The organism is Roseateles microcysteis, from assembly GCF_036880965.1.
Lineage (GTDB): Bacteria > Pseudomonadota > Gammaproteobacteria > Burkholderiales > Burkholderiaceae_C > JAUASW01.
Genome location: NZ_JBAJMV010000003.1, coordinates 462,020 through 487,683, shown reverse-complemented (window position 1 = coordinate 487,683; position 25,664 = coordinate 462,020). Strand labels below are relative to the sequence as shown.

The 25,664-nt window shown below is 66.6% G+C and carries 23 protein-coding genes; 9 read left to right on the top strand and 14 right to left on the bottom strand.

Going from position 1 to position 25,664, the window contains the following annotated elements; genetic code table 11:
• Positions 1 to 2,757: a CHAT domain-containing protein gene (locus V3596_RS11260; protein ID WP_334277829.1), complete on the bottom strand. Its 2,757-nt coding sequence runs from the start codon at positions 2,755 to 2,757 to the stop codon at positions 1 to 3.
• A 238-nt stretch (positions 2,758 to 2,995) separates the two neighbouring features.
• Between V3596_RS11260 and V3596_RS11255 the strand changes: the two genes are divergently transcribed.
• The 3 genes from V3596_RS11255 to V3596_RS11245 all read left to right on the top strand — a co-directional run bounded on the left by V3596_RS11255 (position 2,996) and on the right by V3596_RS11245 (position 4,844).
• Positions 2,996 to 3,526, top strand: coding sequence for an RNA polymerase sigma factor (locus tag V3596_RS11255; RefSeq protein ID WP_334277828.1), 531 nt, complete (start codon positions 2,996 to 2,998; stop codon positions 3,524 to 3,526).
• Positions 3,516 to 4,067 (top strand): hypothetical protein, encoded by a 552-nt coding sequence (locus tag V3596_RS11250; RefSeq protein WP_334277827.1) that lies wholly within the window; start codon positions 3,516 to 3,518, stop codon positions 4,065 to 4,067. Before V3596_RS11255 ends, V3596_RS11250 begins: the two co-directional genes overlap by 11 nt.
• Before the next feature lie 78 nt (positions 4,068 to 4,145).
• A complete protein-coding gene (locus V3596_RS11245; RefSeq protein ID WP_334277826.1) occupies positions 4,146 to 4,844 on the top strand; it encodes a YebC/PmpR family DNA-binding transcriptional regulator in 699 nt (232 codons plus the stop codon).
• Positions 4,845 to 4,851: 7 nt separating this feature from the next.
• Here the strand turns inward: V3596_RS11245 and V3596_RS11240 are convergent, their stop codons facing one another.
• From V3596_RS11240 to V3596_RS11200, 9 genes are all read right to left on the bottom strand, one after another.
• A complete protein-coding gene (locus V3596_RS11240; protein ID WP_334277824.1) occupies positions 4,852 to 5,364 on the bottom strand; it encodes a hypothetical protein in 513 nt (170 codons plus the stop codon).
• Between the two features lie 51 nt (positions 5,365 to 5,415).
• Positions 5,416 to 7,248: a hypothetical protein gene (locus V3596_RS11235; RefSeq protein ID WP_334277823.1), complete on the bottom strand. Its 1,833-nt coding sequence runs from the start codon at positions 7,246 to 7,248 to the stop codon at positions 5,416 to 5,418.
• A gap of 183 nt (positions 7,249 to 7,431) precedes the next feature.
• Entirely contained in the window at positions 7,432 to 8,766 is a 1,335-nt protein-coding gene (locus tag V3596_RS11230) for a hypothetical protein (RefSeq protein ID WP_334277822.1), read from the bottom strand.
• An 82-nt stretch (positions 8,767 to 8,848) separates the two neighbouring features.
• The gene (locus V3596_RS11225; protein WP_334277821.1) at positions 8,849 to 9,850 is read right to left on the bottom strand and encodes a catalase family protein; all 1,002 of its coding nucleotides are present in this window, start codon (positions 9,848 to 9,850) and stop codon (positions 8,849 to 8,851) included.
• A 3-nt stretch (positions 9,851 to 9,853) separates the two neighbouring features.
• The gene (locus V3596_RS11220) at positions 9,854 to 10,855 is read right to left on the bottom strand and encodes a branched-chain amino acid ABC transporter permease (protein ID WP_334277820.1); all 1,002 of its coding nucleotides are present in this window, start codon (positions 10,853 to 10,855) and stop codon (positions 9,854 to 9,856) included.
• Positions 10,856 to 10,858: 3 nt separating this feature from the next.
• Positions 10,859 to 11,746, bottom strand: a complete 888-nt coding sequence (locus tag V3596_RS11215; protein ID WP_334277819.1) for a branched-chain amino acid ABC transporter permease — start codon at positions 11,744 to 11,746, stop codon at positions 10,859 to 10,861.
• A gap of 24 nt (positions 11,747 to 11,770) precedes the next feature.
• The gene (locus V3596_RS11210) at positions 11,771 to 12,982 is read right to left on the bottom strand and encodes an ABC transporter substrate-binding protein (RefSeq protein ID WP_334277818.1); all 1,212 of its coding nucleotides are present in this window, start codon (positions 12,980 to 12,982) and stop codon (positions 11,771 to 11,773) included.
• A 54-nt stretch (positions 12,983 to 13,036) separates the two neighbouring features.
• A complete protein-coding gene (locus V3596_RS11205; protein WP_334277817.1) occupies positions 13,037 to 13,750 on the bottom strand; it encodes an ABC transporter ATP-binding protein in 714 nt (237 codons plus the stop codon).
• A 2-nt stretch (positions 13,751 to 13,752) separates the two neighbouring features.
• A complete protein-coding gene (locus V3596_RS11200) occupies positions 13,753 to 14,523 on the bottom strand; it encodes an ABC transporter ATP-binding protein (RefSeq protein WP_334277816.1) in 771 nt (256 codons plus the stop codon).
• Positions 14,524 to 14,776: 253 nt separating this feature from the next.
• Here V3596_RS11200 and V3596_RS11195 point away from each other — a divergent pair, with 253 nt between their 5' ends.
• The 4 genes from V3596_RS11195 (at position 14,777) to V3596_RS11180 (ending at position 19,284) form a co-directional block, all read left to right on the top strand.
• Positions 14,777 to 16,537, top strand: a complete 1,761-nt coding sequence (locus V3596_RS11195) for a DUF885 domain-containing protein (protein ID WP_334277815.1) — start codon at positions 14,777 to 14,779, stop codon at positions 16,535 to 16,537.
• 52 nt (positions 16,538 to 16,589) lie between these two features.
• On the top strand, positions 16,590 to 17,519 hold the full coding sequence (locus V3596_RS11190) for an MBL fold metallo-hydrolase (protein ID WP_334277814.1): 930 nt from the start codon (positions 16,590 to 16,592) through the stop codon (positions 17,517 to 17,519).
• Positions 17,516 to 18,766, top strand: a complete 1,251-nt coding sequence (locus V3596_RS11185; RefSeq protein WP_334277813.1) for a hypothetical protein — start codon at positions 17,516 to 17,518, stop codon at positions 18,764 to 18,766. Before V3596_RS11190 ends, V3596_RS11185 begins: the two co-directional genes overlap by 4 nt.
• Positions 18,767 to 18,885: 119 nt before the next feature.
• Entirely contained in the window at positions 18,886 to 19,284 is a 399-nt protein-coding gene (locus tag V3596_RS11180) for a hypothetical protein (RefSeq protein WP_334277812.1), read from the top strand.
• A 33-nt stretch (positions 19,285 to 19,317) separates the two neighbouring features.
• Here the strand turns inward: V3596_RS11180 and V3596_RS11175 are convergent, their stop codons facing one another.
• From V3596_RS11175 to V3596_RS11160, 4 genes are all read right to left on the bottom strand, one after another.
• Positions 19,318 to 20,946 carry a peptide chain release factor 3 gene (locus V3596_RS11175; RefSeq protein ID WP_334277811.1) on the bottom strand — a complete coding sequence of 543 codons (1,629 nt, stop codon included), beginning with the start codon at positions 20,944 to 20,946 and terminating at the stop codon, positions 19,318 to 19,320.
• A gap of 103 nt (positions 20,947 to 21,049) precedes the next feature.
• Positions 21,050 to 21,472 (bottom strand): hypothetical protein, encoded by a 423-nt coding sequence (locus V3596_RS11170; RefSeq protein ID WP_334277810.1) that lies wholly within the window; start codon positions 21,470 to 21,472, stop codon positions 21,050 to 21,052.
• Positions 21,473 to 21,483: 11 nt separating this feature from the next.
• Entirely contained in the window at positions 21,484 to 22,611 is a 1,128-nt protein-coding gene (locus tag V3596_RS11165) for a hypothetical protein (RefSeq protein ID WP_334277809.1), read from the bottom strand.
• A gap of 115 nt (positions 22,612 to 22,726) precedes the next feature.
• Positions 22,727 to 23,350 (bottom strand): AraC family transcriptional regulator, encoded by a 624-nt coding sequence (locus V3596_RS11160; RefSeq protein WP_334277808.1) that lies wholly within the window; start codon positions 23,348 to 23,350, stop codon positions 22,727 to 22,729.
• A 76-nt stretch (positions 23,351 to 23,426) separates the two neighbouring features.
• On the opposite strand from V3596_RS11160, the gene V3596_RS11155 reads away from it, so the two are divergent.
• A complete protein-coding gene (locus tag V3596_RS11155; protein ID WP_334277807.1) occupies positions 23,427 to 25,223 on the top strand; it encodes an OPT/YSL family transporter in 1,797 nt (598 codons plus the stop codon).
• A 4-nt stretch (positions 25,224 to 25,227) separates the two neighbouring features.
• Positions 25,228 to 25,647 carry a tetratricopeptide repeat protein gene (locus V3596_RS11150; RefSeq protein ID WP_334277806.1) on the top strand — a complete coding sequence of 140 codons (420 nt, stop codon included), beginning with the start codon at positions 25,228 to 25,230 and terminating at the stop codon, positions 25,645 to 25,647.
• Positions 25,648 to 25,664 lie beyond the last annotated feature (17 nt).

Here is a 25,664-nt window from a genome sequence, read left to right as displayed (position 1 = left end):
TCAGTCGAACCATGTATAGGCCGCCCAGTAGTGCGGATGTTCGAGAGCGCTGCCTCGGTGCGCATCCAGCCAGCGGCGCTGCGCTGCAGCGAGCCACGTGGCGCTGGGGTGCGCCTGCCGGAGGTCGGTATCGGCCAGCCCGGCGTAGAAGGCGGTGACCCAGTCGGCGGCGGCTGTGTCGGCAATCCGCCAATGGGTGGCCATGACCTGCTGAACGCCGGCCAGCCTCAGGGCGCCGGCCAGGCTGCTGGCACCACGCCCGTCATGGTCGGGCAGGCCGGTCTCGCAGGCGGACAGCAGGGCCAGCCTGACGCCACGCCACGGCAGGCGGGCCAGCTCGCTGAGGCTCAGGACCTGGCCATTGCCGAGTTGCAGGTAGGTGGCCGCATCGCCGGCCGGGTCGAGATTGAAATGGCTGGCCAGGTGCACGAAGGCCGGCCGCGCGGCCAGGCCCGCGCGCAAGGCCTCAGCATCGAAGGCGGCGTCCAGCCGCAGCGTGGCGCCCGGCCAGCGCCGCAATGAGTCGATCTCGCGGGAGACGGCCGGCAGCGCGCCGCCGCGGCCGAGGGCGGCGGCATGACCGAGCCCGAGTGGCGCTCCGTGGTTGAGCTCGCCGGGGCTGACAACGCCCGGGCTGCGCTGGCTCAGCGACAGGCGCTCCGCGAGGAAGTTGCGGCCGTCGTGCAGCGCAGCGAACGGCAGGTAGCGCAGCACGCCATCGCTGCGCAATTGCAGCTCCCGAACATCGGCCGGCAGATGCCGGAGCAGCGGCGCCAGCAGCTGGCGATGCAGGACTTGGGCCTGTCGGAGCACGTCTTCAAGTGTGCTGTCCGGCCGCTCCAGGGATCGGCGGAACTCCTGGATCTGCCGCGCCAGTTGGGCTCGCGACAGGGGCAGCTGAATGCGACGTGTCGCGCCCGATGCTGAACGCAGCAGCACATCGGTCCGCTGCTCGCTGACGATGTAGCTGAGCTGTGCCTGACCCGCCCTCAGCCGATCTTGCGGCTCGTCGACCGGTGGCGCCCGACCGCGGCCTTCGGCTCGCAGCTGGTCGGTGGCTGCAGCGATGCGCTGTGTTGCCTGCGTGAGCGCCTCGTCCGCTGCCGCCAAGCGGACGCTGCCCGCAGGTTGTTGAGCCGTCAGGCGGTCAATCTCGGGTTCGAGCGCCAGGGCCTGCTTCAGGAGCGCTGCTCCAGCCTGATCGACGGCCTGGTCCCAGCGGCGTTCGGCCGGGTTGAGTGAGGGTGGTCCTCGCATGACCGACTGTCTGCGACCTGGTTCGTACAGGGCCTCCTCCTGCAGGAAAGCCAGGGTCTGGTCGGCTTCCGTGAGTCGCCCCTGGTCGAGCAGCAAGGCGATGAGCCGGCGCAGGTGCGGCTCGTACCGACTCATGCTGGCGCGGATCAGCTCGCTGGAGGACATGTCCGCACGGGCGCGGTGCAGCGCGCGGCACATGCGCTTGTACATGGCGATCGCCACGTGCGGCGCGGTGTCTGTACGGGCGGCCGCGGCTTCCACCAGGGCCAGGGCCTCGACCGCATGATCTCGCCCCATGCTGCCCAGTGCGACGGCTTGCAAACGCGCGGTTTCAGCCCGTGCCGGCTCGCGCCGAGCCTGCAGCAGGTGCGCCAGCCCTCGGTCTGATTGCAGGGGCGCGGTCCAGTGGTCCAGGAATCGTTGCAATGCCTGGCGGCCCCAAGCGATCATGTCCTGGTCGTCCTGCTGCTCGGCAGCCACGAAAAACTCTTCCAGTGCCTGGGACTGCAGGAAGAAATCGCTGGCGTCCAGTTCCATCAGAACTTCGCGCAAGGCCTGCAAGGCCTGCGGACGACCCAGGCGGAGCATCGCAACGGCCCTGGAAACGCGAGCCGTGATGTTTTCCGTGCGGACCTGGTCCGCCAGCAAGCCGGCGTCGAGGGCCCAGGCCTCGGCCCGGTCGGCGTGCCGCATCACGGCCTCATACCGGCCCAGCGAGAGCTGCTGGCTGGCCAGGTTGTACTCGGCTCGGGCGCCACGCATCCAGTGGCGCGGCTGGCGGATGGCCCAGTAGTCGGCAACGCGCTGCTGCGACTCCGCAGCTTCCTGCACGCGCCCCGTGTGATCGAGCACCAAGGCCCTTTCGCTTTCGATCCAGGCCAGCAGGTCGGTACCCGGCCAGGCCTTGGCTGCCCGATGGTAGGCCGGCTCGATCAGCGCGAGGGCTCGTTCGGGCCGGTCGGCCCGGCGATAGGCCACCGACAGCACACGTGCCATGGCCAGCATGGGGGCCGCCGAGTGGTCCAGCTGCTGGAGCAGCTGTCCGTTCAGGGCCTCCATGTCAGGAAGCAAGGGCTGGTGGCCGTAGAACGACTCGATCAGATGGGCCAGGGCAAGCTCGGCAGGGCGATCGCCGGCCTGGATTCGCGCCATCGCGGGCGCAAGCACCCGCTGGCCCAGCCAAGCCGCGGCCTCGTCGGCCGTCGTGACGGCCCGCAGATGCAGCCACAGGGTGGCCACCAGCCGCATGCGAAGTTCAGCCGGCAGTGGGTTGGCGCCTTCTGCGCTGAGGAGACCATTGCCCAGACGGCGCAGCTGGGCGGCCGCATCAGGCTGGGTCTTCAGCTGCATCGCGCGGCAGCCATGCAATGCCAGCAGCAACCACGCGGCCTGTTCGTCGTTCGCGCGCCGAGCAGCCAGGGTCTCCACAGGCGCCAGCGCCTGCACGCATGCGTTGGCGTCGCCTGGCCTTGCCCGCATGCGGGTGGCGGCCTCGCTCATGGCCTGCAGATCGGTACTTGCATTGGCAGACGGGCCTGCAGCAGCGGCTACAGTTGCACCGGCCGTGAGCAGTAGCACGGTGTGCACATGGCGCCAGCCCAAGATGCGCTTTTGAACTGCCCGCCTCGTCAACCCAAGCCTCCTCATTCCTTGATGGGGCCTTGACTGCCCTCTGAAACGCTGCGCGATGATACCGACCGATACCGATGCTGCTGCTGCGCTAAACCCTGGGAGACCGATGGACGGCGGGGTGGCCCGCGAGCTGCCCACGGCCGCCGATCTCGCGGCCTTGTATCCGAAGTGGTACCCGCGTCTTGCGCGCTATTTTTCCGCCTGCGGTTGCCACGAAGCCTTGTGCCACGAGCTGGCGCAGGAGAGCTTCGTCCAGGCCTTGCGCGGGCTCGACGGTTTTCGGGGGGGCGCGCAACTGTCCACCTGGCTGTGGGCCATCGGGCATCGAGTGCTGCTGGCCGAGAAGCGGCGCCGTCGACCGCTGGACCGCGTGGCGGACGTCGATGCGGTGGAGGACCTGATCTTTGCCGAGAGCCCGCATCTGAGCCTTGTCGGGGACTGCGTCCGACGAGGCTTTGCGCGTTTCGCTGCAGCCCATCCCGAGCGGGCCCAGGCGGTCTTCCTGGCCTACGTCGCGGGCTGGGCGCACGCGGAGCTCGCCGAGTTGCTGGGCCGCAGCGAGCGGGCCACCACGGTCTATCTGTCTGAGTGTCGTGTGAAGTTGCAACCGTTTCTGGAGGACTGCAATGGCTGTTGAATCCTCCGATCAGCAAGGCCAGGACTGGCTGCACGGTGTCGCGGGTGCCCCAGCGGGCGGTCAGGAGACTGAGGCTTTCGCTGAGGGGCGGCGCCTGCGCGCCGGCCTGGATCGCCTGCCTGAGTTCGACGCACCTGCCGAGGGGTGGGCAGACGTCGAGCAGCGCGCCCGCGCCCGACCCGCCCGCGCTGCCAACGATGCGCGGTGGCGCTGGGGTGCTGCGGCCGCCAGCCTCGCGCTGGCGGTGGGCCTGGCCCTCCATTGGCAGCCGGCGCCAGACCCGCAGTGGCGGGGCGCAGACGGAGGCGAAGCACAGTGGCGCAGCACGACACCGCAGGCCGATGCACAACGGCTGGCCGCGCAGCTGCGCGGCTGGGGCGCGCAGGTGGACATGCAGGCGGCGACCGAAGCGGGCGGATGGTCGCTGGACATCCGGTGCGCCTCACCCTGCGATGGACGGGTCGTGGCCCGCCTTGCCGAGCTGGAAACCGCCTTGCCGCCAAAGGGGGGCCTGAGGCTGCTCGTGTTGCCGCGGCGCTGACGGGGCCAGGTCAGGAGTGATCTGGTGGGGCGCAAGGTGTATAACCCGCCGCCATAAAGAAGCAATGGAGTACCTCTCATGGGCGCACAGTGGAAAGCCAAGCACAAGGACATCGCGGCAAACGCCAAGGGCCGGGTGTTCACCAAGTTGTCGAAGGAAATCATGCAGGCGGCGCGCAATGGCGCCGACCCCGACATGAATGCGCGGCTGCGCATGGTGGTGGAACAGGCCAAGAAGGCCTCGATGCCGCGCGATACGCTGGAGCGCGCCATCAAGAAGGGCGCGGGCCTCTTGGGCGAGGCGGTGAACTTCGAGCGGGTGACCTACGAGGGCTTCACGCCCCACCGCGTGCCGGTGATCGTGGAATGCCTGACCGACAACGTCAACCGCACCGTCTCCGAGATGCGCGTGCTGTTCCGCAAGGGCCAGCTGGGCGCCAGCGGATCGGTGTCATGGGACTTCGACCATGTCGGCCTGATCGAAGGGTCGCCGGCTACCGCAGGTGCCGATGCCGAAATGGCTGCCATCGAGGCCGGCGCGCAGGACTTCGAGGTCAATGACGAAGGCGCGCTCTTCATCACCGACCCGGCCGACCTGGACCTGGTCTGCCGCGCCCTGCCGGCGCAGGGCTTCAATGTCGATTCCGCCAAGCTTGGCTTCCGGCCGAAGAACCCGGTGACGCTGGGCGCCGCCGAGCTGGAAGAAGTCGAAGCCTTTCTGGCCGCCATCGACGGGCATGACGATGTGCAGGAGGTCTACGTGGGACTGGCGGGTTGAGGCGCGCTCACCTGGCGCGGCACTGCGAGGGGTTGAACCGCGATCCGGACGCCTTGCTGAAGCCCGTGCCTCGGCAAATCTGGTCGGCGTTCTCGTCAATCATCCGGGCCACGGTCTCGCGGTCCGGCCCCTTGAATTCGCGTTCGATGCGGGGGCCGCTAGCGCTGTTGCAGTAGATCGTGCAGACGAAGGTCTTCGGCGCACTGCCTTTGCCGGCGCTGGTGGACGAGGAGGACCCCGAGGAAGACGAGGGACTTGATGTGTTGCCGCTGCTGCTGCGAGCCTCTCTTTCGACGTTGTGCCCGCGGCCGAATCCGTCGACCAGTTCGTTGACCCGCGTGCTCACCCCCTGGGCACGGAAAGTGGTGCTGGGGTTGAGCCCGGCGCGAGCCAGATCGTCGAAGTCCAGGGGCTTGTCGGCCGTCCCCTGTGCCGATGCGAGGCTGCAAGTGAGCACCATCAGGCACATCAGGCCCGCGGCCCGGAGCTGCAATGAAGGGCGGTGCTGCAAGAGTGTCATGGATGGAGCTTTCAGGCGTTGATGCACGGATGCGGAGTTGAGGGTGGGCCGTTAGTTAACCGCCTTTAGCGACACGACTTCCAGCGTGGCCACGGGCTCGCCGGTCAGCTGGATCGCGGTGTAGCCGCCCATCGATCCGCTTTGGAAGTAGCCAAGTGAATGCACGCCCAGGTCGAAGGGCAGGCTGGCCTGGTAGTGGGGCGGCGACAAACGGACCTTCACCGTCTGGCTGCCGCTGGCGGGCGCGTCCTCGTCACGGCTGCCCAGCACGGACGAGCGCACGCTGCGCTTGCGATCGACGCGCCAGCTGATCCTGACGGAGGCCTCGTAGTGGCCTTGTCGAAGTCGCAAGGGGCTTTGGGCCTGCGGCTTGATACGCAGCAGGCCCTTCAGGCGCTGGTTCGCCGTGGCCGTGAAGTTGGCGAAGAAGCCGGCATTGCGTTGCATGTCGCCCGCTGGGGAGTTGCCTTCGAACTCGCCACTCACTTCGAACAGGCGCCCCGGAGACTTGAGCCATTCGACGGCGGCCTGTTCCAGCAGCAAGCGCTCCGGCGCGGACCTGGCGAAGCCCTGGCCTGCCTGCAACAGGCTCACGTCCTGGGTCAGCTGGTACAGGCGGTGCACCGGGCCGAACTCGCGGCGCTGCAGGTAGTCCTGCGTCAGGCGCTGGCTGGCGAGCTTGCGCAGCTCGGGCGTGGCATGAGGGTCCACCAGCAGTGCCTCGCGCTCGGCATCGCTGCCCTTGGCAATCTGTTCGCCGAGCTGCTGGCGCAGCAGGGCCAGGGCCGCGGCCATGCCCTGTGCGGTGGCCTGCGCCTCGGGCGCTATGGCGTCGACGCTGTGTTCCTTGAGAAAGCGCCGCAGGCCTTCGGCGGACAAGCTGCTCAACAGCGCCTGCTCCTCCTTCGGGGCCCGATCCGCAAGCACCGCCTGGGCCGCCTGGGTCCAGGCTGCGGGGGCGCCGGCTCCGTCGCGCGCCAGGCGTCGACGAAGCTCCAGCAAGGGCAGGTCCCGCAGCTGTTGCAGTTCGCTCCGGCGCAACTCATCGCGGCGCGCCTGCCCTTGGGCCTGCAGCTGGCTGCGAGGGTCCGCCCCGAAGCGCGCAAGAAATTCCTCCGCCGCCCGCCAGCTGGCAACGCCGGCCAGGGCGCTGCGCTCTTGCTGCAGCCACAGGCTGGTGGCCTCGTTGCGTGCCTGTGCGAGGTAGCCGTCCGGGTCGGGGCCGGCATGCGTGACCAGCATGCGCATCAGCTTGTCGTGATCCCCTGCGGCCTCCCGCAAGGCCTGGCGCCGGAGCACGCGCTGGGCCAGCTGGCGCTGGGCGGTGCAATGCTCGGGGCCGAGCATGCCGAAGCTGTCCAGCCAGGCGGTGGCTGCCTGTGCCGGGCCGTCCAGGGCGACCCCGGCGCCGCAGCTGCGGGCCAGTTGCAGACGCACTTCGTCCACGAGCTTGAGGCCGTCCTGCTGCGCATGGCGGGCAATGAACTGGCGCCTGTCCTCATCGGTCTTGATCTGCCCGAACTCGCGGTACTGGTGGGCCAGGGCCATGGATTGCTTGAAATCCTGGTTGATCCGAACGCACTGGTCGATCTCGTTGCTGCTCTTGCCCCGCAGGGCGCGCAGGCACTCCTGCCGGCGCTGCCCGATGGCGGCGCCCACATGCTTTCGGCACGAGTACCGCGCCTGGGCCTGCGCGTCACGGCCGACCCAGCCCAGGGCTTCGAAGTCGCAGAGCTCGGTCAGTTCGCGGTTGTTGCCTGGTATCACCAAGGGCTGCTTGACGGGCGTGCCGCTGCTGGTCCGCAGCTCGGGGCTGCCGCAGCCGCTCAGGACTGTCAAGGCGCCAACGGTGGCAGAGAGCAGCAGGATCTTGAAGGGAGGCATGGGTTGGTGTCCGTCCTATTCCAGTTGAAATGGTTCGCACCGACGCGGGGCCACGGACCAAGTGGTGCTTCGAGGGGATGGGGCCTTGGAAGATCAGTGCCATGAATTCAGGGTTTTCCCTTGACCCTTTCGCTCTCGACTCACCAGCAGGCAGACCTCGGCGGCTGAGACAGTCCCGCGGTTTCAACCGCCGATCTTCTGCTTGGCGACTTCGTCGGGCAGCCGGACCTGCTTGTCCTTGCCCGAGCAGACCTTGTTCAACCAGTCCTCGCCCGAGGTGCCAGGTGTGACTTTCTCTGCTTCTCTGGAGACTGGTTCCAGCGTGACTTTTCCCTGTGCGCTGCGGGCTATGTAGAGGGCCAGCTGGAGCGTTCGGTTCTTGCAGTCGGCGACCCACAGGTTCTGGAGAACGTCGCCGTCGGCCAGATCCAATCTGACCCAGAAGTTCCATGTATCGCCATCCGTTTCCTTGCCACGACGCCAGATGCGAGGATTCACGGAGGTCGTCTTGACCTTGGCGCTGGACTGGCCTGGCATTTCTTCCCACTGATGGTCCTGCACCTGGCCGTTGGTGTGCAGGCGCAGTTGGAACTCTTTGAGCGCAATTTCCTGTGCAATGGGGTCGTTCGGGTATTTCTTGTGCAGCTCGTACATCTGGACAAGGGCATCGGGGTGCCCCAAGAGCGCAAGCTGCGCAGCCACTGTCAAGAGGTCCCCGACATCTTGATCCAGCGAGGCCTTGAGCTGCGCCTCCAGGCTGACGATCTTCTTGTACTGCTGCACCCGTTCCGCCGGGCAGGAATCGGCGTCAAAGAGCCCCTTGTCGGCCATGTCCGCCGGGAAATACATGGCCATTGGAAGGCCCTCGAGCTCGGCCGCGATGCGCGATTCCTTCTTCAGCACTGCATTGCCGCAGACCGCCTGGCGTTGTGCCTCGGGCAAGGCTTTGATGACGTCAGGCGAGTCGCTGCGTTGCTGCAGATCCGCCACTTTCTGATGCAGGGCCGATGCGCCGACGTACAGGCGCAGACCCCAGAACGGCGTCTTTGCGCCGAGCTCGTGCCAGGTGTAGCTCACCCAAACCACGGCCCAGGCGGAGATAGAAAGCCAGGCCAGCCAGGGGCGCCCACGGCCGAACAGGAAGCTCCGCAAGCCCCAGAACACCAGGGCGAGAACCGCGATCACGCACAGCAGGTCCAGGCCATAGGCCAGTGGCAACCAATAGGCCTGGTCTGCATGGAAGCGCCAGGCGAAGGGGTAGCCGGTCAGGTGAACGAGCAGGCTGAGCACGCCCATCACCGCCATCAGCAACAGGAATCCAGCGCGTTTCAGAAACAGCTTCATGCTCACTTTTCTCCATGTAACGGCTGCCGGCCGTTGCGTGCGGCTTGCCTGTCCACTGAGAGTCGTGCGCTGCCGGTTTCGCACCCCCGAGTTGCGGGGTGAGGTAAACGCGAGGTGATCTATGCGAGGGTCAATGCCCGAGAGGTGCGGCTGACGGGCGGCGAGATCGAGCACACGCCCGAGGCCGCCTCGGATGCGCAGGGCGTCGATGTGCTGATCAAGACAAGGCCTTGAACGGGCGCCCGCTCCGCGCGACTCAGCCCGCGCCGCGCTCCTGCTGGCTGGCGTAGTAGACGACCTTGCGGGCACGTTGCACTTCGCCGAGAGGCCGGTGCGCTGCCAGCGCTTGCCAGGGGTCGAACACGCCCGCCTCGCATTCGTGCGCCAGGGCCGGGGACGGCTGCTGTCGCGGCAGCTTCAGGCGCGCGACCGTGGTGTACGGCGTTTCCCAGTTCACCGACGCATCCTCGACAGGCGTCAATGCCTCGCTGACGAAGGGCTGCAGTTGCAGCTCCCATTCGAGATCCTGCTTGGCCAGCCGCGCCGCGAAGTCGGCGCCCCAATCGGCATTGGCGCCCGGCGTGGCCGTACCGTTGCTTGCCGACGGTTGCAGCCGCACGCGCACGGCATATGGCCCGCAGGCGATGGGCACAGCGGTGAACAGCGGCTCGGTGGCAAAGCCGCCGAAGGGTCGGCTCACGGTCTTGAGCATCGAGACCAGCCGCGCGGGCCCGCCGAACAAGCCGTAGCGCTTGAACAGGTGCTTGAGCAAGGCGCCGTTGCCGTTCGACGCGGCCTGCACGAAGGCGACAAATTCCTCGCTCTTGGGGAAAGCGAACTTTTCCTGGTTGATCAGCAGGAAGTCCTGGCTCCTGGCCGGGCCGTTGCCCAGCGCCGATTCACTTTGCAGGCCTTGCACGCCCAGCACCTTGATGGCCAGGCCGCGGATGTCGGGCTGCTTGTCGCTGGCGTGGTCCATGCCGCCGTTGGAGAGGCGCAGACGCACGTCGAATGTGCCTGGCGATGCGAACAGGCCTTGGCTGGCGAACTCGGGCAGATTGCCCAGCACTTCCAGCGTGCCCTGCGCCACCGTCAGCTGCTTGCGGTGCAGGGCACGGCCTGCGCCGTGCTTCCTTGACTTGCGGGCCTGGATCGCCTTGAAGATCTCGACATAGCCGGCGAAGCGCTGCGCTTCATCGGGGTCGATCTGCTCCTTCCAGTGCGTGCTCGGGCTGGGGCTGGAAGAAGCAGTGCTCATGGTTCAACTCCGCTTGGTGTTCAACTTGTCGAATAGCGCGAGCGCCTCGCCAACGATGCCGCGCCGGAAGGCGAGCACGCAGACGATGAAGATCAGGCCGGTCACGAGGCTGACCGATTCACCCAGGCTGTTGAACCAGTTGATGCCGCTGGCGTCGGCCAAGGCCTTGCCGAAGTCGCCGATCTTGTTCTCCAGCGCGATGATGACGAGGGCGCCAACCATCGGGCCCACCAGGGTGCCCATGCCGCCGACCAGGGTCATCAGGATCACGAGGCCGGAGGTGGTCCAGATCGCGTCGGAGAGCGTCGCAAAGCCAAGGACCAGGGTCTTGGTGGCGCCGGCCAGGCCGGCCAGACCGGCCGAGAGGATGAAAGCCAGCAGCTTGAAGCGGTCGACGTCGTAGCCCAACGAGGTGGCGCGCGCCTCGTTCTCGCGGATCGAGGTCAGCACCTGGCCGAAGGGCGAGTTGACGGTGCGGTAGATCAGCCAGAACGCGGCGATGAAGACGGCCAGCACCAGGTAGTACAGCGTCAGGTCGTTCATCAGGTCCAGGCCCAGCAGCGAGCCGCGCGGCACCGATTGCAGGCCGTCCTCGCCGCCGGTGAACGAGGCCTGGAGGAAGAAGAAATACAGCATCTGGGCCAGGGCCAGCGTGATCATCGAGAAGTAGATGCCCGAGCGCTTGATGGCCAGCAGGCCGAACACGCCGCCCATGGCCGCTGCGGCCAGCGCACCGAAGGCCAGGCCCGCCAGCGGCGGAAAACCCCAGACCTTCAGCGCATGGCCGGCCGCATAGGCCGCCGTGCCCAGGAAGGCCGCATGGCCGAAGCTCAGGAGGCCGGTGAAGCCCACCAGCAGGTTGAAGGCGCAGGCGAACAACGCATAGCAGAGCACCTTCATCACGAAGATCGGATAGGCGCCCAGCTGCGGCAGCAGCGCGATGGCGATGAACAGCAGCGCGTAGCCGAGCAGCGGATTGCGGGACTTGGAGAGGGAGCCGGCCATCGCTTATTTCTCTTTCCCAAACAGGCCGGCCGGACGCACCAGCAGCACGATGGCCATCACCACGAACACGACGACGCTGGAGGCCTCCGGGTAGAAGACCTTGGTCAGGCCTTCGATGATTCCGAGGCCGAGGCCGGTCAGGATGGAGCCCATGATGGAACCCATGCCGCCGATCACGACCACGGCGAACACCACGATGATCAGGTTGCTGCCCATCAGCGAGCTGATCTGCAGGATGGGCGCGGCCAGCACGCCGGCAAAGGCGGCCAGTGCGACGCCGCCGGCATAGGTGAGCGTGACCATCAGCGGCACATTGACGCCGAAAGCCTGCACCAGGCGCGGGTTCTCGGTGCCGGCGCGCAGCTTGGCACCCAGCGAGGTCTTCTCGATCAGCGCCCAGACCGCGAAGCACACCACCAGCGAGGCCACCACCACCCAGGCCCGGTAGTTGGGCAGGATCATGAAGCCGAGGTTGGTGGCGCCCTGCAGTGCATCGGGCACCGTAAAGGGCTGGCCCGAGACGCCGTAGAAGCTGCGGAACACGCCTTCGATCACGAGGGTGATGCCGAAGGTGAGCAGCAGGCCGTAGATGTGATCCAGCTTGTAGAGCCACTGCAGGAGCAGGCGCTCGATCACGATGCCCAGCAGCCCCACTACCAGTGGCGCCAGCGCGAGCATGGCCCAGTAGTTCAGGCCCAGGTACTCGAAGCCCATCCAGGCGAGGAAGGCTCCCATCATGTACAGCGCCCCATGGGCGAAGTTGATGATGTTGAGCATGCCGAAGATGACCGCCAGGCCCAGCGACAGCATCGCGTAGAACGAGCCGTTCACCAGGCCGAGCAGTAGCTGCCCGAGCAGGGCAGGAAGAGGGATACCGAATAGCTCTGTCATGTCTCTGCTCGGGATTGCTTCAACTTACTTCTTGACCATCGGGCACTTGGAGTCGGCCAGCTTCGTATAGGCCTCGGCCGCCGGAATGGTCTGCACCACCTTGTAGTAGTCCCAGGGCTCGCTGGAGTCCTTGGCCGATTTCACCTGCATCAGGTACATGTCGTAGCGGTGGCGACCGTCGGGGCCGATCTCGCCGTTCTTGGCAAAGAAGTCGTTGACCTTGGTGGCCTTCATCTTGGCCAGCACCTTGTCGGCGTCGTCGGTCTTGGTGGCGTCGACGGCCTTCAGATAGTGCATGGTGGCCGAGTAGTCGGCGGCCTGCAGCATCGAGGGCATGCGCTTCATCTTCTCGAAGAAGCGACGGCTCCAGGCGCGCGAATCGGCGCTCTGGTTCCAGTACCAGCCGTCCGTCAGGTACATGCCCTCGGTGGCCTTCAGGCCCAGCGAGTGGATGTCGTTGATGAACATCAGCAGGCCGGCCAGCTTCATGGTCTTGGTGATGCCGAACTCGTTGGCGGCCTTGATCGAGTTGATCGTGTCGCCGCCGGCATTGGCCAGGCCGAGGATCTGCGCGCCCGAGCCTTGGGCCTGCAGCAGGAAGGAGGAGAAATCGCTGGCCGAGAGCGGATGCTTGACGCTGCCGACGATCTTGCCGCCGGCCTTGCTGACGACCGCCGAGGCATCGGACTGCAGCGAGGCGCCGAAGGCATAGTCGGCCGTCAGGAAGTACCAGCTCTTGCCGCCGGCCTTGACCACGGCGTTGCCGGTGCCGTTGGCCAGGGCCACGGTGTCGTAGGCGTAGTGCACGGTGTAGGGCGTGCAGTCTTCATTGGTCAGGCGGGCCGAGGCGGCACCGATCGAGATGAAGGCCTTCTTCTTCTCGGCCGCGACCTTGGCCATGGCCAGGTTGGCGCCGGAGTTGGTGCCGCCGATCAGCAGGTCCAGGCCTTGGGTGTCGAACCATTCGCGGGCCTTGGCCGAGGCCACGTCGGCCTTGTTCAGGTGGTCGGCATAGATCAGCTCGATCTTCTTGCCGGCGGCCATGCCCTTCATGTCGGCAATGGCCATCTTGATCGCCTCGACACCACCGGCGCCGTCGATGTCGGCGTAGAGGCCGGACATGTCGGTGATGATGCCGATCTTGATCACGTCACCCGAGACCTGGGCCTGGGCTCCGAGGCTGGCGCAGGCGAGGGTGCTGGCCAAAGCGATGCGCTTGAAAGTGCGGGTCTTCATCGACGGTCTCCTACTGTGGTTGTCAGGTAAAGCTTCAGTCAATCGATCAGTCAGTCAAACACTCAGCAGCTCGTCCAGCTTGGACTGCTTGGCCGCCAGTTCGGCGGCCGGGAAGGACTCGACCACTTCGCCATGCTCGATGACGACGAAATGGTCGGCCAGCGGCGCAGCGAAGCGGAAGTTCTGCTCCACCATCACGATGGTGAAGCCTTCGGCCTTGAGCGCAATGATCATGCGGGCCAGGGCCTGGACGATCACCGGGGCCAGGCCCTCGGAAATCTCGTCCAGCAAGAGGATGTCGGCACCGATGCGCAGGATGCGCGCCACCGCCAGCATCTGCTGCTCGCCGCCCGAGAGCCGCGTGCCGGGGCTCGTCTTGCGCTCGGCCAGGTTCGGGAACATGGCGTAGATCTGCGCTTCGCTCATCGGCTTGCCGCGCGGGTTCTTCAGAAGCGGCGGCAGGCGCAGGTTTTCTTCGGTGGTCAGCGAAGCAAAGATGCCGCGCTCTTCCGGGCAGTAGCCCAGGCCCAGGTGGGCGATCCTGTGCGTGGGCAGATCGATGGTCTCAACGCCATGCACCTTGATCGAGCCCTTGCGTGATCCGGTCAGGCCCATGATGGCGCGCAGCGTGGTGGTGCGGCCGGCGCCGTTGCGGCCCAGGAGGGTCACGACCTGACCCTTGTTCACGCTCAGGTTGACGCCATGCAGGATGTGGCTTTCGCCGTACCAGGCGTGCAGGTTGGTGATTTCGAGAGCGACTTCAGCCATGCTCAATGTGCTCCCTGCAGTTCGGTCGCTTCGCTGCCCATATAGGCCTCGAGCACTGCCGGATGCCTGGAGACCTCTTCGTACGTGCCTTCCGCCAGCACAGCGCCGCGCGCCAGCACGGTGATGCGGTCGGCGATCTTGGAGACCACACGCATGTTGTGCTCCACCATCAGGACGGTGCGGCCTTCGGCCACACGCTTGATCAGCGCGGTCACGCGCTCCACGTCTTCATGGCCCATGCCTTGCGTCGGCTCGTCCAGCAGCATCAGCTCGGGTTCCATCGCCATGGTGGTGGCGATCTCCAGCGCGCGCTTGCGGCCATAGGGCAGGTCGCCGGCGCGCAGCTGGGCCATGTCTTGCAGGTCCACTTGCTCGAGCAGCTCCATCACGCGGGCGTCGAGCTTGGCCAGGCCGCCCAGGCCCTTCCAGAAATGGAAGCTCGTGCCGGTGAATCGCTGCAGGCCGATGCGCACGTTCTCCAGCACGGTGAGGTGCGGGAACACGGCCGAGATCTGGAAGCTGCGGATCACGCCGCGGCGGGCGATCTCTGCCGGCTTCTCGCCGGTGATGTCCACGCCATTGAAATGAATGCTGCCGCGCGTTGGCGTCAGAAACTTGGTCAGCAGGTTGAAGCAGGTGGTCTTGCCGGCGCCGTTGGGGCCGATCAAGGCATGGATGTGGCCACGCCGCACCTGCAGGTTCACGCCGTCGACGGCGGTGAATCCCTTGAAGTCCTTGCTGAGGCCTTTTGTCTCGAGTATCAGTTCGCTCATGGGCTCTGAAAGCTTCCTCGTGCCTGCGCACTGCAGCCGCCGAATGTAGGACTCTCTCAGCCTGCATGGACCCCGGGCCTTCCCTTTACGTAGATTTGCACAAGGGTTTGCCCCGGGGCGCTTTTGTCAGGCCGGTGTCAGGGCCGAGCCGTCTGAAACTGAGGTGCGCACAAGGGCTGCAGATGCACTTTGGCGAGCGGCCCACAGGCGTCTAGGATCGGCCCCTTCTGTGATGAGCGACGAGAGCCTTCCGATGTCGACGAACCTGCCCTTCAAGCGATTTGCCCTGCTGGCCCTGCTGCCGCTTTGCGCCCAGGCGGCGCCTGACTTCGACAAATGGGCCGAGGGCCTGGCCGTGGCGCGCATGCGCGCCGAGCCCACGCTGGCCACCATGCGCCAGTACCTGCCCGAGGCCGAGCAGCAGGTGCTGGACGGCCAGCTCACGCCCAATACCCGCGAGCAGCGCGCCGCGCGCATCGCCGCGGCCAAGGCGGCCTTGAAGGAGCTGGGCGGCTTCGACCGCAGCAAGCTGAGCCCGCAGGAGCGCACCTCGGCGGCGGTGGTCGAGTGGTCGCTGCGCAGCACGGTGGACAGCGAGCCCTATGAGGATTTCGATTTCGTCTTCAACCAGTTCCGCGGCCTGCATGTCAGCCTCGTGAACTTCCTGAGCCAGAGCCACCCGATCCGCAATGAGCGCGACATCGCCAACTACCTGGCGCGCCTCGGGCAGGTGGCCGGCCAGATCGACACCGGCATCGCCCGCGCCAGGGAGGGCGAGGCGCGCGGCTTCCTGATGCCGCGCTTCATCACCGAGGCGGCGCTGGGTCAGTTCGAGCGCTTCCTGGCTGCGCCTGCCGCCGGCAATGTGCTGGTCGTGTCGCTGGCGCAGCGCAGCGAGAAGCTGTCCGGCCTGAGCGCCGAAGCCCGCGCCAAGGCCATCATCGAGGCCGAGAAGATCACCGCCGAATCCATCCTGCCGGCCTTCCGCCGCGCCCAGGCCTTGCTGCAGGCGCAGCTGCCCAAGACGACGGACGACGCCGGCCTCTGGCGCCTGAAGGGCGGCGACAAGGCCTATGCCTACGAGCTGCGCCGCAACACCACGACCGACTACACACCGGCGCAGATCCATGCCATCGGGCTCTCGGAAGTGGCACGGATCGAAGGCGAGATGGACGGGCTCCTCAAGCAGCTTGGCTACAAGGAAGGCAGCGTCAAAGAGCGCATGGTCAAGCTCGATGCCGACCTGCAGCCCAAGGAGGCAGAGCCTCGCCCGGCGCTCCTGGCCCGCTACGAAAGCCTGCTGCGCGACGCGGAGAAGCGCGCCAAGCTGATCTTCGATATCACGCCCAAGGCGCCGGTCATCGTCAAGCGCGAGCCGCCGTTCACGGAGAAGACCGCAGCCGCGCACTACTCGGCTCCGGCCAAGGACGGCACGCTGCCCGGCATCTTCTGGGCGCCGTTGCCGGGCCCCGTCTTCCGCATGACCAATATGCGTACCCTGACGTACCACGAGGGCGTGCCGGGCCACCATTTCCAGATCGCCCTGCAGCAGGAGGCCGAGAACCTGCCGCGCTACCGGCGCGACGGCGTGTTCGCCGCCGGCTCGGCGTTCGCAGAAGGCTGGGCCCTGTATTCGGAGCAACTGGCCGCCGAGAACGGCTGGTATGAGGGCGATATCGCCGGCCGCCTGGGCCAACTGGATGCCGAACTGTTCCGCGCCAAGCGCCTGGTGGTCGACACCGGCCTGCACGCGATGAAGTGGACCCGCCAGCAGGTGCTGGACTACGGCATTCCGGTGGCCGAGGCCGAGCGCTATGTGGTCATGCCCGGCCAGGCCTGTGCCTACAAGATGGGCATGCTGCACATCCTGGCCGAGCGGGCCAAGGCGCAAAAGGCGCTGGGCGCCAGGTTCGAGATGAAGAAGTTCCACAACCTCGTTCTGCAGACCGGCAATGTGCCGCTGGCGGTGCTCAGCCAGGTCGTGGATGAATGGGTGGCCGGCCAGCAGAAATAGCGCGCAGCCGCTATCCTGCGGCGCTGTTGCTGATCACCCCAAGGAGACTGTCATGAACATTCGTTTCACCACCCTGGGCTTCGCGCTCGCCCTTGCCGCTGCCACCAGCGCCCAGGCCGCCGCTCCCTTCGTCAAGAGCCAGGCGCCGGGCGTCTTCCGCATGATGCTGGGCGACTTCGAGGTCACTGCCATCAACGACGGCACGCTGGACCTGCCCGTCGACAAGCTCCTGAAGGAAAACCGCCCGGGCCAGGTGGCCGAGGCGCTGAAGCACAACCATCTTCATCTGCCACTTGAGACCTCGGTCAATGCCTATGTGATCAACACCGGCACCAAGCTGGTGATGGTGGATGCCGGTGCCGCCAGCGTGTTCGGCCCGACGCTGGGTCGCGTGCTGGCCAACCTGAAGGCGGCCGGCTACCAGCCCGAACAGGTCGACGAGATCTACATCACGCACCGCCACGGCGACCACATCGGCGGCCTGACCGTGGACGGCAAGCCGGTGTTCCGCAATGCCGTCGTGCGCCTGGACAAGCGTGACGCCGAGTACCTCACCGCCGCGCCAGCTGCTGGCAAGGGCCCGGACGGTGTGCAGCTGGCCGCCAAGCCCTATGTGGACAGTGGCCGGCTGAAGCCCTTCGACGGTGCCACCGAGCTGGTGCCCGGCGTTCGCGCCCAGCCGGCCTATGGCCACACGCCTGGCCACACGGTCTTTGTTGCCGAGAGCAAGGGCCAGAAGATGGTGTTCGGTGGCGACTCGATGCATGTGGCCTCGGTGCAGTTCCCCGACCCGACGGTGACCATCAGCTTCGACAGCGATTCCACCAAGGCCATGCCCGAGCGCCAGAAGCTCTATGCCGAGGCAGCGGCCGGCGGCTACTACCTGGCCTTCACCCATGTGTCCTTCCCCGGCATCGGCCGCGTCAAGGCCGAGGGCAAGGGCTACAGCTGGCAGCCGGTGAACTACACGCGCCTGCCTTGAGGCTGCTCCGGTGCATGACGCTGGCCGGCGCGCTGCTGGCCAGCCTGTTGCCGGTTCATGCCCAGGAACGCTCCTGGCGTGACCCCGACCGGATCGTCGGCCGCGCGGATGCCGATGCCAGCGGCCGCTGGCCGGTGGCCTTGCTGGTGCTGGACGGTGAGCGAAGGACCCTGACGATACGGGCACGGCGCGAGCAGCTGGGAACGCTTGAGGGCCGCGAATGGCGTGCCGTCGATGCCGATGCCTTGATGAGCCTGGAGCGCTATGGTGCGCCGCACCTTGTTGAGCAGAAGGACTTCGACAACTGCCTGGATGAGCTGACTTGGCGGCGCCCGCTGCTGGCGCCGCCTTCGGACTACATACGACCGGTCCGATTCGAGTTGGCGCATCCCGATTGCCAGGGCCCGCATTGCCAGGAGGCGGCCACGGCCTGGCAGATCGAGTTGAACCAGAGCGATGGGCCAGACCTGCCACTGGGCCGGCTCTTGCCTGGGCTGGGTCGGGCGCAGGCGGAACGGCTGGTTCTCTATGTAGCCTCTCGAGGTCAGGGGGCTCGCGTGGAGCGCCTGAAGGAGCTTGTACAGCCATCATTTCGCATGATTCACTGGCCGGCCGGCGCTGCTACCCGGTTTCCGAGCCTGCATGTCGCAATGCTGGAGCACTATGGCGAGGAGCTGGGGTTTGCGAAGCTTTCCGTGGTCGAGCGGGTGGAAGGCTCCGGTCCCGTCGGCCCATCGCTGTGGGGCCGCCGTTGGGGCGCCACCGAAGGGCAGCGCCAGGCGTTGGGCCTTGACGGACCCTCCCTGCGCGACCATCGGCTGACGCGCATCCTCCTGCGTTTGCATCCCGAGGACGTGGTGGAGTCCTTGCCTGTGCGGCCGGTCACGGCGGGCGGTGTCGGGTCCATCATCCGCTTCTGGGCGCTCGCTCCGGCCACGGCGGGCGTGGCCGCCTGCGAATCTCGCCTGCAAGCCTTGCACTGCGAGCCCGCTTGCGAGGAGCGCCTCAAGCTTCTGGGGGAGCGACGCCCGCCCTACCGGGAGATGTGGGGGGTCCCGCTTGGAGACGACCTGGCAAGCTGCAAAGCGTCCTGCGAAGCCCAGAAGCTGGCGGTACCCAAATTGGCCGAGCGCTATTACGGCACAGAGGCCGAGGCCCGCCAGCAACGTGGCTGGCAATTGGTCGAGGAGTTGACCGGCAAGCCGGCCGCGGAGTGGCGCAAGTCCGGCCCATCAGTGCAACACTGACTGTGAAGGCCTTACATCCGGTCACGCCCGTCACATGCTGTGTGTCGGCCCCGGCCCCTGCGACCTCGTTGTCTGCTCACGGCGCGGCCTTTGCCGTGCACGCAAGCAAGGAGCTCCGCATGAGCCTGAATCGCAAACTCGCCCTCCTGATGGTGGCTGCCGCTGGCGTCTTGTCGGCTGGCCTGGCCCAAGCCCGTGACGATGTCCGCTGGGCCGTCAGCGTCGGTGCGCCGGGTCTTGGTGTGCAGGTCGGTTCGGATCGCGGCTACGGCGTTGCCGTGCCGGTCTACCAGCCGGTCGTCGAGTACCGTCGTGTCTACTACCGCGAGCCGACCCGCTGGGATCGTGATGCCGATGGCATTCCGGACCGCTACGAGCGCAACTACTACCTGCCGCGCCATGGTCACGGCCATTGGGACCGTCGCGACTACCGGGATCACCGGGACTACCGCGACCGTGATGGCGACGGCGTGCCCAACCGCTACGACCGCCGGCCGGACAATCCGTACCGCCGCTGAATCCCGTCCTTGTCAGCGCCCGTGCGTGGGCGGTCAACCATCCAGCCGCTTCTGGAACACCAGCCCCGCATGCTCGCGCAGCGCGTGGAACTTGATCTTGGGCCAGTTGCTCTCGATGGCGCGCAGCTCGGGCGCGTATTCCACCAGGACGGTGGGCGCATCGACGGCGTCATAGGCCATGCGGTGGTCGTTGGCGTCGATGAAGCGCTTGAGCTCCTGCGGGTCGTCGCAGGTCACCCAGCGGGCCACCTGGAAGCGGCTGGGCATGATGCGGGCCTTGACACCGTACTCATGCTCCAGGCGGTGAGCGACGACTTCGAACTGCAGTTGACCGACAGCGCCGAGCAAGAGCACGGTACCGGCGATGGGGCGGAAGACCTGGATCGCGCCTTCTTCGCCGAGCTGCGTGAGGCCGGCCTTCAGCTGCTTGGTCTTCAAGGGGTCGGCCACTTCAACCGAGCGGAACATTTCCGGCGCGAAGAAGGGCAGGCCGGTGTATTGCAGGGCCTCGCCTTCGGTGATCGTGTCGCCCAGCTGCAGCACGCCGTGGTTGGGGATGCCGATGATGTCGCCGGCAAAGGCCTCGTCCAGCAGCTCGCGGCGCTGTGACAGGAAGCTCACCACGGTGTTGGGGCGCAGCTCCTTGCCCGAGCGCACGACCTTCAAGCGCATGCCGCGCTCGAAATGGCCCGAGGCCACGCGCAGGAAGGCGATGCGGTCGCGATGCGCCGGGTCCATGTTCGCCTGGATCTTGAACACCACGCCGGTGAACTTGGGCTCTTCCGGCTGCACCACGCGCTGCATGGCTGCGCGTTCGCCCGGCGCCGGCGCCAGCTCCACGAGCGCGTCCAGCACTTCCTGCACGCCGAAGTTGTTGACGGCCGAGCCGAAGAACATCGGCGTCTGCTTGCCGGTGAGGAACTCTTGCAGATCGAATTCGGGCGCGGCCTCGCGCACCAGTTCGATCTCGCCCTGGGCGTTGTCGTATTGCATGCCGAAGCGCTGGGCATAGGCCGGGTTGTCCAGGCCTTCCAGCACTTCCTCGGTGCCGGCGGCGCGGTCTTCACCGGGCGCGAACACGCGCATGCGCTGCTGGCGCAGGTCCATCACGCCATGGAACTGCTTGCCCATGCCCACCGGCCAGGTGAAGGGCACGACGGTCATGCCGAGCTCGCGCTCGATCTCGTCCATCAGGGCCAGCGGGTCCTGCACCTCGCGGTCCATCTTGTTGACGAAGGTGAGGATAGGCGTGTTGCGGGCGCGGCAGACCTGCAGCAGGCGCCGGGTCTGCGGCTCCACGCCGTTGGCCGCGTCGATCACCATCAGCGCCGCGTCCACGGCGGTCAGCACGCGGTAGGTGTCTTCGGAGAAGTCCTGGTGGCCGGGCGTGTCGAGCAGGTTGATCACGCAGTCGCGGTACTCCATCTGCATGACCGAGGAGGCCACCGAGATGCCGCGCTGCTTTTCGATTTCCATCCAGTCGGACGTCGCATGGCGCGAGGCCTTGCGGGCCTTCACCGAGCCGGCGATCTGGATCGCGCCCGAGAACAGCAGCAGCTTCTCGGTCAGCGTGGTCTTGCCCGCGTCAGGGTGGGAAATGATGGCGAAGGTGCGGCGGCGGCGCACTTCACCATCGATGCGGGTGGACAGATCGGTGGACATGAGGCTTTGTGGATTCGAAACGGGCTCGGGCAAGGAGCGAACCCGCGATTATCCCCGCAGCCTCAAATCCCGGCTGATCGGGCCGGCTCAGCGCATGGCTTCGCTATTGCCCGCTGATCACCTTCACCGTGCCGTCGACCTTGCTGCTGTCCAGCACGCCGATGCTGTTGGGCGTCGCGGCGATCCATTTCTTCAGCTCGTCGTCGTTCTCGAACTGCTTGGGCGCTTGCGCCTTGCCGGTGAAGATCAGCTGAGTCCAGACCGCCTTGTACTGCTGGTTGCTTTTGCCGACAAAGCCGGAGAGGAAGTCCTCGCGGACCTTGCCATCCTTGGGCAGGCCGGGCGTCACGGCGCCGGCGCCTGGCAGGGCGCTGGACTGGCCGAGGAAGATGGCCTTGATGTCGTCTGCCGCCGGCTTGCCCGCGAGGGCCGGGTTGGCCACGACGACCGGGCCGGCTGACGCCGCAACGCTGCCGATCAGCAGGACGAGGGCGGCAAACGCTTGGTGCATGGATTGCTTGCGCATGGCTGTGCTCCTCAGAAGGTGAAGTCCAGCGACATGGCGATGGCCTTGGAATTGCCAACGAAGGGGAAGGCCGACTTGTCCTTGAACACGTCGTACTCGAGCTTCAGCGCCATGTTGTCGCGGAAGTCCCAGCGCAGCGTGGCCGCCAGCGTGTTGTGCTTTTCATTGGCGGTCGGGTCGTCCTTGAAGTCTTCCGTGAAGCGCGAGTAGGTCAGCATCGGCAGCCAGTCGCCGAAGCGCCGGCCGGCGCCGACGAAGTAGACGTTGTAGATGTCCTTGGGTGCGTCGGGCCGCACGAAGCGGTTGAACTCGGTGCGCAGCACCCAGTCCGACTGGTCGACATTGAAGGTGAAGCCGTAGAAGTTCTGCTTCACGCCGGACTTGTTGACTGCGCCGCCAACGAGGCGATCCACCTTGTTGGTCATCATCACGAAGCGGGCCGAACCCCAGTCGGTGCCCAGCTCCACATAGCCGCCGACGATGCCCTTCCATTTCTCGTCGATCGGCGCGTCGTAGTAGATCTTGTCGAGCATGCGGTTGCCCTTGTCGCTCTCGCTGCCGGCCCAGATATTGGCCGAGACCGACAGGCCGCCAAAGTTCTTGCGGTAGAGCAGATTGGCGCCGTTGTAGGCCACGATCTGCCAGCCGTAGAGGTCACCCGGCGGACGGATCCAGGGGTAGGCATAGCCGACCTGGAAGAAGTCGGAGTAGCCGAACAGCGGCAGGCGCTTGCGGCCGGCCTGCAGGGTGAGCGAGTCGCTCAGTGCAAAGGAGCCATAGGCCCAGTCGACCGCAGGTTTGAGGCCGTTGCCGCCATGGGTGGTGATCTGGCCGGTGAGGCTCAGGCCGCCCTCGAAGCGGTAGACACCCTGCACGCCGAAGCGCGAATCAGGCCCGAAATCGATGCCTTTGCCATACACGCCCACATCGGGATAGTTGGCGATGAAGCAGGGGCACTTGAAGCCGAAGTAGGTCTGGTCGACACCGGAGATGGCTTTGCCGACTGCCAGCGTGCCGAAGCCCGACACCGTGAGCTCACCGGCGCTGGCACCAGCGGCAGCGCCGAGCAGCGCAAGCCCCAGTCCGAAAGAACGCAGTCCCGAAACGAAGACGCTAGAACCTTTGAACGCTAGACGCATGGCAACTCCCAACGTGATTGGTAGAAGGAGAGGAGGAGGCGAAGCAGGCGAGGCGCGATTGATGATGCTCCCGGTCGCCAGCGCCTGCCAATGGCTGCTTGGGCCAAATGTGGCGTCAGGCTGACGCAGGCCCGAAGCGCCGGACCTTGCCCAGCAGGCGCTCCACATAGGCGGCCTGCTCACCCACGGGTGCGGACCGCCACAAGGCCTCGCGCGCCGCCGTTTCACCGGCTTTGACATACATCACCCAGGCGGCCAGGTACTGGGCCGCGAGGCAGCCACCCGCCGTGGCGACCGGCCCCTGAGCATGGAAGGCTTCTTCATCGAGAACGCGCACGCCCGCCTGGATCAGGAAGGGCTTGCTGACGCTGTCGGTGCAGGCCGGTGAGCTGCCCAGCAGGCCGAGCCGAGCCAGCAGCAGGGCGCCCGAGCATTGGGCGCCGATCAATTGCTTCACCGGATCGAGTTGAAGGCGGTCCAGCAATGCGGAGTTCTCGGCGATGGCGCGGGTGTAGAGCCCCGAGCCGAACAGCACGACCTCGGCCTCGTTGGCCCATTCCAGCGGCCGCTGGATCTGCACCTGCACGCCGTTCATCGAGGTGGCCATGGTGCCGGGCCCGCACAGCTCGGGCGCGAAACCCTGGGCGCGCAGCCGGCCGAGCAGGCCCAGAGCGACGAAGCTGTCGATCTCGTTGAAGCCATCGAACGTCAGGATGGCGATGCGGGTGGCGGCCGGCATGGTGGGGTAATTGTGGAGCGAAGCCGGCCTTTGCGGCGCGCATCATGCGCGCCATCGCAAATTCACCGCTCTCCCCATGACGACCCTCGCCATCAACGATTCCAGACGCTGGGCCTGGCTGCCGCCCGTCGGCAGCTGGGGCTACTACACCCTGCTGGCCTGCGTCGGCATGTTCATCCTCGGCCCCCTGGGCGGCATCACGGCCGCCTTCATGAACTTCTCCATCGGCTTCTTCGTCGGCGGGCAGGTGCTGGCTGGCATCCTGGGCTCGGTGGTCACCTATGGCTACGGGGCCGAAGGCCGCCACGGCGCCAACTACATCCAGACCACGGCCGCCTCGGTGGCCGGCATGATGGCCATGAGCGCGCTGATCCAGGCCATGGTCTGGATGGGCATGCCGCCGGTGCCCAACTGGCAGCTGATGGCCTATCTGATGTGCATCGCCATGATGGCGGCCGGCATCGGCATGCTTTACACGCCCATCCTCGTCGAACGGATGCAACTGACCTTTCCCTCGGGCCTGGCGGTTGCGAACATCCTGCGCGCCCTGACCGACCCCGAACTGCTGCGCCGCTCGGTCTCGCGCCTGTTTGGCGGCATGGGCCTGGGCGTTGTGGGCGGCCTCGCCACCAACAAGGTGGCCTGGATCGCCGCCACCGAGTTCAGCTGCTCCACCTTTGGCGCCGGCCTGATCGTCGGCGCCCGCGTGGGCGTGCCGGCCATCGTGGGCGGCCTGACGTTCTGGTCGCTGACGCCGTACTTCATCAGCATCGGCTGGCTGAAGGACAACGAACCCTTCCGCAAGATCGCCTTCCTGATCGCCCTGGGCATGGTGCTGGGCGCGGCCATCATCGACCTGACGCTGATCTTCTGGCGCATTGCCAAGCAGCTGGCGCAGCCGGGCGAGAAGGTCCATGTGCCGGACGAGCAGCGCACCGGCCCCAAGGCCAGCATCAAGCGCCTGCTGGTCTGGGTGGGCTTCTGGACCGTGGCCACGCTGGTGGCCGGCATGCAGTTCTTCCACCTGAGCTTTGGCTACATGATCTTCGCCGTGGCCCTGGTGTTCCTGTTTGCCCTGGTCAACGGCATCTCGCTGGGCCTGACCGACTGGAACCCGATCTCCTCGGCCTTCGTCGTCACCGTGCTCCTGATGGCCACGCTGGGCCTGCACGACCCGATCCTGGCACTGATGGGCGCGACCGTGGTCTTCGTCTCCTGCAGCGTCGCCGGCGACATGCAGCAGGACCGCTCGACCGGCTGGCGCCTGGGCTCCAACCGGGCGCTGCAGTTCCGCTTCCAGGCCATCGGCCTGGTGCTGGGTGCGGTGATGACGGTGGTGATCGCCGAGTTCTTCATGACCGCGCACCCGGTGCTGCGCCTGGACCAGACGGTGATGAGCGCCTCCGAGGCGCCCTCGCAATGGACCTCGGCCATGACCTACAAGTTCGTCGGCGCGCTGCGCTCGATCACTGACCCCAAGCCCTACCAGACGCAGGCCATCCTGATCGGTATCGCGCTGGGCCTTTTGACCGAGTTCCTGCGCAAATTCATTCGCAGCCGGCAGGGCTACAAGAAGTTCGCGGCTTCTGGCCGGGCCGGATTCGCCACCGACTTTGTCGTCGACGCCGTGTTGCTGCCCAGCCCCTATGCCTCGTCCTTCGGTGGCTTCGTCAATCTGCCGACCTCGCTGTGGTTCGGTGCCGGCGGCGTGGTGGCCAGCCTGATCCAGACCCTGACGCCCAAGCCCAAGGCCGGCGAAGCAGCCCTGCCTGACGACATGAAGCCGACCTCGCTGTTCGGTGGCGGCCTGATTGCGGGCGACGCGCTGGCCGCGCTGGGCATCGGCATCGTCGGCCTGCTGGCGGTGCTGTGAGGTCATGACGGTTCCCAGCGCACGCATACAGGGCCTGATCGACCAGGCCGACCAGCGCGCCGACGAGGGTGATTTCGAGGCGGCGCTGGCGTTGTTCGAGCAGGCGCTGGAACTGGTTCCCGAGCCCTGGTCCGAACACGACGAGGCGCTGGGCCTGCTGATCTCGCTCGCCGACATGCAGTTCCTGCTCGACGACTTCGAGTCGGCTCGCGACAGCTTCCTGGCCGCGGTCAACTGCTTCGAAGATGCAGGCGACGAGCTGCTCGTGCAGCTGCGCCTGGGCCAGTCGCTGCTGGAGATGGGTGACGAAGCGGGCGCGGTCGAATGGCTGGCGGCCGCGCACAAGAGCGGCGGCGCCAAGGCCTTCGAGGTCGAGGATCCGAAGTACCTGGCCTTTCTCAAGGCGCAGGCCGACAGCGCTTGAATCGGTGGCGGGTGCCC

Coding starts and splice junctions, on each gene's coding strand:
- V3596_RS11210 (WP_334277818.1), bottom strand. CDS start 12,982: ATGAAGACCCGCACTTTCAAGCGCATCGCTTTGGCCAGCACCCTCGCC.
- V3596_RS11250 (WP_334277827.1), top strand. CDS start 3,516: ATGGCTGTTGAATCCTCCGATCAGCAAGGCCAGGACTGGCTGCACGGT.
- V3596_RS11180 (WP_334277812.1), top strand. CDS start 18,886: ATGAGCCTGAATCGCAAACTCGCCCTCCTGATGGTGGCTGCCGCTGGC.
- V3596_RS11155 (WP_334277807.1), top strand. CDS start 23,427: ATGACGACCCTCGCCATCAACGATTCCAGACGCTGGGCCTGGCTGCCG.
- V3596_RS11225 (WP_334277821.1), bottom strand. CDS start 9,850: ATGAGCACTGCTTCTTCCAGCCCCAGCCCGAGCACGCACTGGAAGGAG.
- V3596_RS11165 (WP_334277809.1), bottom strand. CDS start 22,611: ATGCGTCTAGCGTTCAAAGGTTCTAGCGTCTTCGTTTCGGGACTGCGT.
- V3596_RS11160 (WP_334277808.1), bottom strand. CDS start 23,350: ATGCCGGCCGCCACCCGCATCGCCATCCTGACGTTCGATGGCTTCAAC.
- V3596_RS11215 (WP_334277819.1), bottom strand. CDS start 11,746: ATGACAGAGCTATTCGGTATCCCTCTTCCTGCCCTGCTCGGGCAGCTA.
- V3596_RS11235 (WP_334277823.1), bottom strand. CDS start 7,248: ATGCCTCCCTTCAAGATCCTGCTGCTCTCTGCCACCGTTGGCGCCTTG.
- V3596_RS11260 (WP_334277829.1), bottom strand. CDS start 2,757: ATGAGCGAGGCCGCCACCCGCATGCGGGCAAGGCCAGGCGACGCCAAC.
- V3596_RS11200 (WP_334277816.1), bottom strand. CDS start 14,523: ATGAGCGAACTGATACTCGAGACAAAAGGCCTCAGCAAGGACTTCAAG.
- V3596_RS11195 (WP_334277815.1), top strand. CDS start 14,777: ATGTCGACGAACCTGCCCTTCAAGCGATTTGCCCTGCTGGCCCTGCTG.
- V3596_RS11240 (WP_334277824.1), bottom strand. CDS start 5,364: ATGACACTCTTGCAGCACCGCCCTTCATTGCAGCTCCGGGCCGCGGGC.
- V3596_RS11245 (WP_334277826.1), top strand. CDS start 4,146: ATGGGCGCACAGTGGAAAGCCAAGCACAAGGACATCGCGGCAAACGCC.
- V3596_RS11220 (WP_334277820.1), bottom strand. CDS start 10,855: ATGGCCGGCTCCCTCTCCAAGTCCCGCAATCCGCTGCTCGGCTACGCG.
- V3596_RS11175 (WP_334277811.1), bottom strand. CDS start 20,946: ATGTCCACCGATCTGTCCACCCGCATCGATGGTGAAGTGCGCCGCCGC.
- V3596_RS11150 (WP_334277806.1), top strand. CDS start 25,228: ATGACGGTTCCCAGCGCACGCATACAGGGCCTGATCGACCAGGCCGAC.
- V3596_RS11205 (WP_334277817.1), bottom strand. CDS start 13,750: ATGGCTGAAGTCGCTCTCGAAATCACCAACCTGCACGCCTGGTACGGC.
- V3596_RS11255 (WP_334277828.1), top strand. CDS start 2,996: ATGGACGGCGGGGTGGCCCGCGAGCTGCCCACGGCCGCCGATCTCGCG.
- V3596_RS11190 (WP_334277814.1), top strand. CDS start 16,590: ATGAACATTCGTTTCACCACCCTGGGCTTCGCGCTCGCCCTTGCCGCT.
- V3596_RS11170 (WP_334277810.1), bottom strand. CDS start 21,472: ATGCGCAAGCAATCCATGCACCAAGCGTTTGCCGCCCTCGTCCTGCTG.